The organism is Bradyrhizobium sp. BRP56 (assembly GCF_020194035.1).
Taxonomy (GTDB): domain Bacteria; phylum Pseudomonadota; class Alphaproteobacteria; order Rhizobiales; family Xanthobacteraceae; genus Bradyrhizobium; species Bradyrhizobium australafricanum.
Genome location: NZ_JADYVV010000059.1, coordinates 49,344 through 59,319, shown reverse-complemented (window position 1 = coordinate 59,319; position 9,976 = coordinate 49,344). Strand labels below are relative to the sequence as shown.

The 9,976-nt window shown below is 65.5% G+C and carries 6 protein-coding genes; 3 read left to right on the top strand and 3 right to left on the bottom strand.

Translation table 11 applies throughout. From position 1 onward, the window contains the following. Positions 1–988: 988 nt before the first annotated feature. Positions 989–1,276 carry a hypothetical protein gene (locus I6F38_RS32390; RefSeq protein ID WP_018270628.1) on the bottom strand — a complete coding sequence of 96 codons (288 nt, stop codon included), beginning with the start codon at positions 1,274–1,276 and terminating at the stop codon, positions 989–991. Between the two features lie 122 nt (positions 1,277–1,398). Between I6F38_RS32390 and I6F38_RS32385 the strand changes: the two genes are divergently transcribed. From I6F38_RS32385 to I6F38_RS32375, 3 genes are all read left to right on the top strand, one after another. Next, complete coding sequence (locus tag I6F38_RS32385; protein WP_225163265.1) at positions 1,399–2,805, top strand: CoA transferase; 1,407 nt, start codon at positions 1,399–1,401, stop codon at positions 2,803–2,805. A gap of 151 nt (positions 2,806–2,956) precedes the next feature. Next, positions 2,957–4,204, top strand: a complete 1,248-nt coding sequence (locus I6F38_RS32380) for an efflux RND transporter periplasmic adaptor subunit (protein WP_225163264.1) — start codon at positions 2,957–2,959, stop codon at positions 4,202–4,204. A 115-nt stretch (positions 4,205–4,319) separates the two neighbouring features. Then, positions 4,320–7,454 (top strand): CusA/CzcA family heavy metal efflux RND transporter, encoded by a 3,135-nt coding sequence (locus I6F38_RS32375; protein WP_028331669.1) that lies wholly within the window; start codon positions 4,320–4,322, stop codon positions 7,452–7,454. On the opposite strand, the gene I6F38_RS32370 is transcribed toward I6F38_RS32375, so the two are convergent. Together I6F38_RS32370 and I6F38_RS32365 are read right to left on the bottom strand one after the other, a co-directional pair. Continuing rightward, positions 7,447–8,415 (bottom strand): amidohydrolase family protein, encoded by a 969-nt coding sequence (locus I6F38_RS32370; RefSeq protein ID WP_141339530.1) that lies wholly within the window; start codon positions 8,413–8,415, stop codon positions 7,447–7,449. The two genes, I6F38_RS32375 and I6F38_RS32370, sit on opposite strands and share 8 nt — an antisense overlap. Positions 8,416–8,553: 138 nt before the next feature. Continuing rightward, the gene (locus I6F38_RS32365; protein ID WP_225163263.1) at positions 8,554–9,972 is read right to left on the bottom strand and encodes a TolC family outer membrane protein; all 1,419 of its coding nucleotides are present in this window, start codon (positions 9,970–9,972) and stop codon (positions 8,554–8,556) included. Positions 9,973–9,976: the final 4 nt, after the last annotated feature.

Here is a 9,976-nt window from a genome sequence, read left to right as displayed (position 1 = left end):
CCCTCGCGACTGTTCGGGTTCAATGGAACAACGGACGGGGCGCCGCGCTGAGGTCCGGGCTTCAAAGCCCTGGGATGAAGCGGTCTCCCGTCCGTTACCGCACCGGACACTCTATCCGATCCAGTGCGTCGTGGCTTACAAGGATGACGGTATCCTCTATCCACGTTATCGCGAGCGAAACGAAACAATCCCATCCTCTGCCGTCGATCCCCGAATATTTTCTTCGGCTTTTCGGAATTTGACTTGACGGCAGACCCAACTCAGATGTTCAATATGCCCGTCTCACCCGATCGAGGGGCGCTTCGCGGTCGTCACGAACGTGGGTCGAGATGCGGTGGACGCCGATTGCGCAACTGACGAGTGCGCATGCGGCGGACGACGAAATCGTGCAGGCCTGACGCCCTAGCGGCAGGTGTCTTTTCACATTGCGCGATGCGCGTTGTGAAGACGGTGACAACAAAGCCCAGTCTCGCCGGGGAGAGCACGTATAAGCCGTAAGCCATCGCGCAGGGAAAGCCGGATTGCTCCGGTTACACCTGTGGTCCTACCCCCGAGCTTACTACCCATTGCTCGGGGCCCATGGGTGCGATCGGCACCCGGCTTTCCCTGCGCCCTCTGTTCTCAGAGCGGCGAAACGAAGAGCAAAGCTCGGACAGTTCATGTCGCGAGAATGCGGATGTATGACTCACATACCGCGCCACACACGCATCGTCGTCCCGGCGAGGGCCGGGACCCATAACCACCGAAGCAAATTGCTATGCACTCTTGCAACGGCGGTCCCGCCTACAACATTCGCCGCGGCGTATGGGTTCTCTGAGTCCAGCGGCGCGAACGCGCCATTGTCCATCCAATCGGTTCATCGACTGATGTCGCGCGAATGCGAACGTGTAGCCTACACGCCAATGCTGACACGTAGCTTACAGCTGGTCCCTGTCGGGCGGGTCTCACCGTCGCATCGACGACGGATGACTTCCTCAGCCGCCGCATGCTACTCCACCGCGGCGCCGACCGGCGGTCCACCCGGCGGGCGGTGCAGGAAGGTGATCGATGCATAGGCGCCGACCCACGAGCCGAGGGCAGCGAAGGCGACGTAGAGCCAGTTTTCGGTGTAGCTGATCACCGCGTAGGAGGACAGCACATACCAGACGCTGCTCCAGGTCGCCGCCGGCACGCGCTTGCGCGCCACGACCGCCGAGGTGAACATGACATAGACCGCGTCGGTCGCTGCGGTCGCAAGGAAGACAGCGCCGGCGGTGAGAGGATCGATGGCAGCCATTGCAACTCCTGTGTGGGTCAGGCAGAGCTGGATATAAGCAGGGCCGGAAATGATGGTTGGGATCGGGCACCGCCTTTTTGTCATCATGCTCGGGCATAGAATAATCGCAAACGGGTATGCGCATGCAGGACATTCGTGAAATCCTTTCCGATGTCTGGACCGGCGCCGGCGGCGCGCCGGCCGCGCTCGATGCGGTCACATTGACCGGCAACGAGCCGCAGCTGCCGTCGTCGTTTCGGGTCGCAGCCGCAGCGCAGGCGCCGATCGCAGCAGCCGGCCTTGCCGCGGCCGAGATCTGGAAGGCCCGCAGCGGCGAGCAGCAAGAGGTCGCGGTCGACATCCGCCATGCCGTCGTCGAATGCCGCAGCGAGCGCTATTTGCGCGTCGACGACAAGCCGCCGCCGCCGGCCTGGGACAAGATCGCCGGCGTCTATCGTGTCAAAGACAACCGCTTCGTCCGCCTGCACACCAATTTCCCGCATCATCGCGACGCCGTCTGCAAGGTGCTCGGCTGCAGCGCCGAGCGTGACGAGGTCCAGGCCGCACTGCTGCAATGGGACGGCGAGGCGTTCGAGACCGCGGCCTACGCCGCCGGCGGCGTCGTCGCCTTGATGCGCTCGCACGACGAGTGGTCGGCGACGACGCATGCCAAAGAACTGGCAAAACTGCCGCTGATCTCGATCGAGAAGATCGGCGAGGCCGCACCGAAGCCGTGGCCCGCGGGCAACCGGCCGCTGGCCGGCATCCGTGTGCTCGATCTGTCGCGCGTAATCGCCGGTCCCGTCGCCGGCCGCACGCTCGCGGCGCATGGCGCCGACGTACTCCTGATCTCCGGTCCCGATCTGCCGGCGATCCCCTGGCTCACCATCGACACCGGCCGCGGCAAGCTCACGAGCTTCCTCGAACTGCGGAGCGAGGAGGGGCGGGGTGTGATGCAGGGGCTGTTGGCGCAGGCCGATATTCTCTCGCAGGGCTATCGGCCGCAGGCGATCGCGCGGCTCGGCTTCTCGCCGGAGGAAGCGGCGCGGATCAATCCCGGGATCGTCTATGTGACGCTGTCGGCCTACGGCCATGCCGGCCCGTGGGCCGGGCGCCGCGGCTTCGACTCGCTGGTGCAGACCACGACCGGCTTCAATTATGCCGAAGGACAGGCGGCCGGCACAGATGGGCCGAAGGAATTGCCGGCCCAGATGCTCGACCACGCCACCGGATATTTCATGGCGTTCGGTGCCATGATGGCGAAGGCCCGCCAGGCCCGCGAAGGCGGCAGCTGGCACGTCCGGGTATCGCTGGCGCAGACCGGACGCTGGCTGTGGAATCTCGGCCGCCTCGAAGGAGGCCTTGCGACCGAGGACCTGACGGCGGATGTGGTGCAGCCCTTCATCGAACGGCTGCCGTCCGGCTTTGGCACGCTGAGCTCGGTTCGGCATGCCGCCGTGCTGTCCAGCACACCGGCCCATTGGTCCCGTCCGGCCATGCCGCTCGGCAGCCACCCTCCGGAGTTTCCTGCCCCGGAGTTTCCCGGATGAGACATTCAGCTGCCGTTCAGGCTATGCAAACTTTAACGACAGGCATCGCCGAAGGGCGATTTTTAGGTTGTTTGAGACGCCAATTCAGCACTATTAGCGCACCGCTGGGGCCGTCCCGCCGGATGCTGCAACGATTGCCCCCGCGGACCGCATGGTGAAAGAGTTTACCAAGAGAATGCAGAGCTTTAGCCGCCCGCGCCTAGTCGTGGCCGCGGCGCTGCTGGCGGTTGCCTGCGCGGGTGCCTATGGCTACACGCGTTTCGGCTCGGAAAAGCAGACATCTTCGGAAGTCTCCAGCCAGTCCCGCAAGGGCGGCGCGCGCTATGCGCCGTCGGCGGCCGAGTGGGCCAGCCTGACCTTCCAGACCGTGAGCGAGCACACCTTCCGCTCCGAGCTGGTGACCGAGGGCAAGATCGGCATCGATGAGGACCGCTCCACCCCGGTCTACTCGCCCTATACCGGGCGCGTCACCCGCCTCATGGTGCGGCCGGGCGATGCCGTGGTGAAGGGCCAGCCGCTGTTCGTGATCGAGGCGGCCGACACCGTGCAGGCACAGAACGACTACATCGCGGCGATGACCGGCCTCAACAAGGCGCAGTCGGCGCTTGACCTGGCGCAGATCCAGGAGAAGCGCGCCAAGGATCTGTCCGAGGGCAAGGCGATCCCGCTGAAGGACTATCAGCAGGCCCAGACCGCGCTCGTGCAAGCGCAGAACGATGCGCGCTCGGCGCAGACGCTTTTGGAAGCGGCGCAGAACAAGCTGCACATTCTCGGCTTCGGCGACGACGACATCACGACGCTGCGGCAGAAGGGCCGCCTCAATCCGGAGACGACGGTGTTCGCGCCGATCGGCGGCACCGTGGTCCAGCGCAAGGCCGGTCCCGGCCAGTATGTCTCGACCGGCGCCAGCGACCCGGTCTACGTGATCGGCGATCTGTCGACGGTCTGGCTGATCGCCTTCGTCCGCGAATCCGACGCAGACAATGTCGCGGTCGGCCAGGACCTCACCTTCAGCGTGATGGCGCTGCCGGGCAAGACGCTGAACGCCCGGGTCAACTATGTCGCCGCGGCGATCGACGCGACCTCGCGCCGGCTCCTGGTCCGCGCCACCATCGACAACGTCGACAAGCGGCTGAAGCCCGAGATGTTCGCCAATGTGACGCTGTATTCGAAGGGCGATCACCCGGCAGTCGGGGTGCCGAAGCAGGCGCTGATCTACGAGGGCGACCAAGTTCGGCTCTGGGTCGCGAGGGCCGACGACAAGACCATCGAGCTGCGCCAGATCAAGCCCGGCCTCATCAATGGCGACCTCGTCGAGGTGGCCGGCAACCTCAAGCCGGGCGAGCAGATCGTGACGAAGGGAAGCCTCTTCATCGACCGCGCCGCATCAGGCACCTAAGCGCATGATCCGGAAAAGCGGGAAGCGGTTTTCCCTCGCGACAAACGCGCAACGCGTTTGCGCGGAGATCACGCTCAATAAGAAAATTCCCTTCCAGTTGAAAGCGCCGATCTGAATGGATCGCCTCGTCGCCCTTGCCGTCAATCGCCGCTACTTGATGGTGGCCATGTTCGTGGCCGTCCTCATCGGCGGCCTGCTCGCGTTCAGGCAGCTCAATATCGAGGCCTATCCCGATCCGACCCCGCCGATGGTCGACATCGTGACGCAGAGCCCGGGCCTCTCGGCCGAGGAGATCGAGCGCTACATCACGATCCCGATCGAGACCCAGGTCGCCGGCATCAAGAACCTCAAGACCATCCGTACCATCTCGCTGTACGGCCTTTCCGACGTCAAGCTGCAGTTCTCCTTCGACTACACCTATGACGAGGCGCTGCAACAGGTGCTCAACCGCCTGTCGCAACTCGCGCCGCTGCCCGGCAACGTGCTGCCCGGCATCTCGCCGCTCAGCCCGATCGGCGAAATCTTCCGCTACCGCTTGAAGGGACCGCCGAACTACAGCGTGCTCGACCTCAAGACGCTGCAGGACTGGGTGCTGCAGCGGCGCTTCCGCGCGGTGCCCGGCGTGATCGATGTCACCGGCTGGGGCGGCAAGACCAAGACCTATGAGATCCAGGTCGACTTCAACAAGCTGGTCGCCAACGGCCTGACGCTGCCGCAGGTGCTGCAGGCGGTTTCCAACGCCAACATCAATGTCGGCGGCAACACCGTGAACATCGGCTCGCAATCGGCCGTGGTGCGCGGCGTCGGCCTGATCCGCTCGATCGACGACCTCGCCAACACCATGGTCTCGCAGTCCGGCGGCAATCCGGTGCTGGTGCGCGACATCGCCCATGTCACGATCGGCGAGAAGCCGCGGCTCGGCATCGCCGGCCTCGACAATGACGACGACATCGTGCAGGGCATCGTGCTGATGCGCCGCGGCGAGCAGAGCTCGCCGACGATCTCCCGCGTCGAGCAGCTCGTCCACGACATCAACCATTCCTCGATCCTGCCGCCCGGCGTGAAGATCGAGCGGATCTACGACCGCAAGGACCTGATCGAGCTCACCACCCACACCGTGCTGCACAACATGGTGGTCGGCATCCTCCTGATCGTGCTGTTGCAGTGGATCTTCCTCGGCGATCTCCGCAGCGCGCTGATCGTCGGCGCGACGATCCCGTTCGCGCTGTTCTTCGCCGTGATCATCCTGGTGCTGCGCGGCGAATCCGCCAATCTGTTGTCGGTCGGCGCGATCGATTTCGGTCTGATCGTCGATGCCACCGTGATCATGGTGGAGGCGATCTTCCGCCGGCTTTCGCAGACCACCGCGCTGTCGGAAGACGAGCGAAGCCACATCTCCGAGGACACGGTGATGGGGATGAAGAGCCACGCGATCCTGTCGGCAGCCGCCGACGTGTCGCGCTCGATCTTCTTTGCCGCGGCGATCATCATCGCGGCGTTCCTGCCGCTGTTCACGCTGTCCGGTGTCGAGGGCAACATCTTCGGCCCGATGGCGCGCACCTATGCTTACGCGCTGGCCGGCGGGCTGCTGGCGACGTTCACGGTAACTCCGGCGTTCAGCGCGATCATCCTGCCGGCGCATATCCACGAGACCGAGACCTGGATCGTCAAGAAGCTCGACGCGATCTACCTGCCGGTGCTGAACTGGGCGATCGCCAACCGCAAGCTGGTGATGGCCGGCGCGGCCGGCCTCGTGGTCATGACCATCATCTTCGCGCGCTTCCTCGGCCTCGAATTCCTGCCCAAGCTGGAAGAGGGCAATCTGTGGATCCGCGCCACGCTGCCGCCGACGATCTCGCTGCAGGAGGGCAATGCCTATGTCAACGAGATGCGGAAGCTGATCCGCAGCCGTCCCGAGGTGGTATCGGTGGTGTCGCAGCACGGCCGTCCCGACGACGGCACCGATGCGGCCGGCCTGTTCAACGCCGAATTCTTCGCGCCGCTGAAGCCGGCCAGCGAATGGCCAAATACTCACGACAAGGACGTGCTGACCGCGCAACTGCTGGCGCAGTTGCAGGAGAAATTCCCGGGCGTCGAATTCAATTTCTCGCAATATCTGCAGGACAACGTGTCGGAAGCGGTGTCCGGCGTGAAGGGCGAGAACTCGATCAAGCTCTACGGCAATGATCTGCAGGCGCTGACCGACACCGCCAACAAGATCAAGTCGGTGCTGTCGACGGTGCAGGGCGTCACCGACCTTGCGGTGTTCACCTCGCTCGGCCAGCCGACCATCCAGATCGACGTCGATCGCGCGCGCGCCGCGCGTTATGGCCTGTCACCGGGCGACATCAACGCCACCATCCGGGTTGCGGTCGGCGGCGACAGCGCCGGCGACCTCTATGAGCCCGGCAGCGACCGGCACTTCCCGATCATCGTCCGCCTTGCACCGGAATATCGCAAGAGCGCGGAGGCGATCCAGAACTTGCGGATCGGGGTGGCCAACGCCAATGGCGGCATCACGCAGATCCCGCTCTCCGAAGTGGCCTCGATCAACCTGATCTCCGGCGCGGCCTATATCTACCGCGAGCAGCAGGAGCGCTATTTGCCGATCAAGTTCTCGGTGCGCGAGCGCGACCTCGGCAGCGCGATCCGGGAGGCGCAGCAGAAGATCGACGAGCAGGTGCAGCTGCCGCCGGGATCGCGTGTCGAATGGGTCGGCGAGTTCGGCAACCTGCAGGACGCGATCAGGCGGCTGTCGATCGTGGTGCCGATCAGCCTTGCGCTGATCGCGGTGCTGCTGTTCTTCAATTTCGGCTCGATGGTCGACACCATGCTCGCGATGAGCGTGATCCCGATGGCGATCTTCGGCGGCGTGCTCGGGCTTCTGATCTCGGGGATTCCGTTCAGCGTGTCGGCGGCGATCGGTTTCATCGCGCTGTTCGGCATCGCGGTGATGGACGGCATCATCATCCTGTCGCAGTTCAACCAGCTGATCGATGAAGGCTACGACCGGATGCGCGCGGTGATCCGCACCGGCGAGCTGCAGCTGCGTCCGGTGCTGATGACCTGCGTGGTGGCGGGCGTCGGCCTGTTGCCGGCGGCGGTGTCGGAGGGCATCGGCTCGCAGGTGCAGAAGCCGCTCGCCATCGTCGTCGTCACCGGCATGATGCTGGCGCCGCTGGTCATCCTGATCACGCTGCCGGTGCTGATCTCCTACTTCTCGCGCCGGCCGAAGGACAGCCTCAGGTGAAGCCGTAGAGCCGCGCCGGATTGTCAACCAGGATCGCCTTGCGGACCGCGGCGTCCGGCGCCCAGACCGGAAGCTGGTTGAGGAGGCGGCCGTCGTCGATCTGAAACAGCGGCGTCACGTCGGTGACCTTCTTGCCTTGCGGCGTCACCGAATCCGGATGCGGCCAGTCGGTGCCCCAGACGATGCGCTCGGCATTGGCCGCGATCAGCGCCTGCGCCAGCGGCGTGGCGTCGGCATAGTCGGGCGCGAGCTTGGAGGCGCGGTAGGCGCCGGAAATCTTGACATAGGCCTTGCCGGACTTGACGAGCGCGAGCAGGTCGGCAAATCCCGGCTGGTCTGTGCCGAGCGCGGCCTCGGCGCCGCCGAAATGGTCGAACACGACCGGCACCGGCGCGGTGGCGACGAGATCCTTGATCGCGGAGATCATGGCGAGGCTGGTGAACAGCTGCACATGCCAGCCGCGCGCCTTCATCCGCTCGATCGCGGCCGAGAAGCGCTGCCGGCCGACATTCGGATCGTTGACGCCGCCGGTCGCGAGGTTGAGGCGGATGCCGCGGAAGCCGGCCTTGTTCATGGCATCGAGATCGCTCTCGCTGGTCTTGTCGTCGATCACGGCGACGCCGCGCGCGGTCGGCCCGCGGGCCGTGATGCCGAACAGGGTCGACGAATTGTCGGGGCCATAGACGCTCGGCGTCACGATCACCACGCGCTCGACATGGAGCGCCTTGTGCAGCGCGCTCATCTCCTCCGGCGAGGCCGGTTCCGGCGTGTAGACGCGGCCGGCGAAGAACGGGAATTTCTCGGGGTCGCCATGGATGTGGGTGTGGCAGTCGCATGCCCCGGCAGGCACGTCGAAATTCACCGCGGTCGATGGTTGCGCTGCCTTGGAAAATGCGTTGCTGCTGGTCATGGTCACTCCGGCTGCGATGGAAGCCAGCATCATATCGCGTCGCGTCAGCATTGGACGTCTCCCTGCGTGCTCGGCTGTTATGCGCGTCATACGCGCGCCGGCATTATGGGTTGCCGGCGGGGGCGGAGGTTATCGGCGGAGAGAGCAGGCGGGAAGGGCAAGTTCGCGGTGCGAACGGTTCCGTAATGCCTATTGTCCCGACGGCGTGCGCAGGCCGTGCCAGGCGTCGCGTACCTGATGGTAGTGCACCTCGGGCAGGTAGTCCGGCGTCTTCAGGTTCAGCGTCTTGACGTCGAGGCGCCCGGTCGCGCTGAGCAGCGTGTAGGAGGCGATCACGCGGTCGCGCTGCGCACCGATCAGTCGTGCCCGCGCGGTGATCAGATCCTGCTGCGCGTTGAGCACGTCGACCGTGGTGCGCTGGCCGCCCGCGGCTTCCTTCTGCACGCCGGCGAGCGCAACTTCCGCGGCCTTCATCTCGGACTCCGAGGCCGACACCGCGATCTTGGCGCCCTCATTGGCGACCCACGCGCTGACCACGGCGGTCTTGGCCTGATTGCGGACCTGATCCAGCACCAGCCGGCTCTGCGCCGCGACTTCCTTGGTCTGCCGGGTCTGCGATGCGGCGGTGCCGCCGTCATAGATCGGCTGCGTCACCTGACCGATCACCGAGGCTTGATCGGTGCCGAAGCTGCCGAGCGTGGTGTCGGTGTCGCGGCTGCGGCTGACGCTGCCCTGCACCGAGACATTCGGCATCAGGCTGCTCTCGGCGACGCGAATCGAGGTCGAGGCGACGTCGACATCGAAGCCCGCCGCGGTGACGGCGGGATGCTCGCGGAGCGAGAGCGCGATCGCATCCTCGCGGCTGCGCGGCAGCAGCCGGTCGATGGTCTCGGCCGGACGCAACTGGGATGGCGCGCTGCCAACCACCTGCGCATAGGTAGCCTGACTGATCGCATAATTGACCTCTGCGGCGTTGAGGTCGGCGAGGCCGCGGTTGAGCCGTGCCTCGGCCTGGGCGGTATCGGTCGGCGTCACGTCGCCGGCATTGAGGCGCCGTTCGGTGATTGCCCGGGTCTCCTTCAGGAAGGCGACGTTGGCGCGCTGCGCCTCGACCAAGGTCTGGTTGGCGAGCACATTGGTGTAGGCGGTGACGGCGTCGAGCAGCACACCCTGGCCGACATTGCGCAACGCCTCGCGGCCGGACTGCACCTGCAACTCGGCGACGCGGACGCTGTTGGCAGTCTTGAAGCCGTTGAACAGGGTCTGCGTCACCGTGACGCCGATCTGCCACGGCTTCAGCGTTGCGGTTTGGATCACATTGCCGGGCAGCTGATCGCGCACCGCCTGCAGGCCGACCGACAGGCCGGCAATGATCTGGGGACGGTAGCCGGCCAGCGCCTGCGGCACGTTCTCGTCGGTCGCACGCTGGCGCGCCCGCTCGGCGTTGAGTTGCGGATTGGTCTGATACGCCTTGACCAGGGCTTCCGGCAGGCTCTCGGCGCGGGCCGCGGTCTCCGTCAGCAGCGCACATGCCAGCACGCCAAGGCCGATGCCCGACAAAAGCACGCGCCTCGCTACGTCGCCAACCCTGGCGGCACGCTCAACCATGTGA

Excerpts from the sequence above, each read along its gene's own strand:
- I6F38_RS32380 (WP_225163264.1), top strand. The coding sequence starts at position 2,957 with ATGGTGAAAGAGTTTACCAAGAGAATGCAGAGCTTTAGCCGCCCGCGC.
- I6F38_RS32390 (WP_018270628.1), bottom strand. The coding sequence starts at position 1,276 with ATGGCTGCCATCGATCCTCTCACCGCCGGCGCTGTCTTCCTTGCGACC.
- I6F38_RS32385 (WP_225163265.1), top strand. The coding sequence starts at position 1,399 with ATGCAGGACATTCGTGAAATCCTTTCCGATGTCTGGACCGGCGCCGGC.
- I6F38_RS32370 (WP_141339530.1), bottom strand. The coding sequence starts at position 8,415 with ATGCTGACGCGACGCGATATGATGCTGGCTTCCATCGCAGCCGGAGTG.
- I6F38_RS32365 (WP_225163263.1), bottom strand. The coding sequence starts at position 9,972 with ATGGTTGAGCGTGCCGCCAGGGTTGGCGACGTAGCGAGGCGCGTGCTT.
- I6F38_RS32375 (WP_028331669.1), top strand. The coding sequence starts at position 4,320 with ATGGATCGCCTCGTCGCCCTTGCCGTCAATCGCCGCTACTTGATGGTG.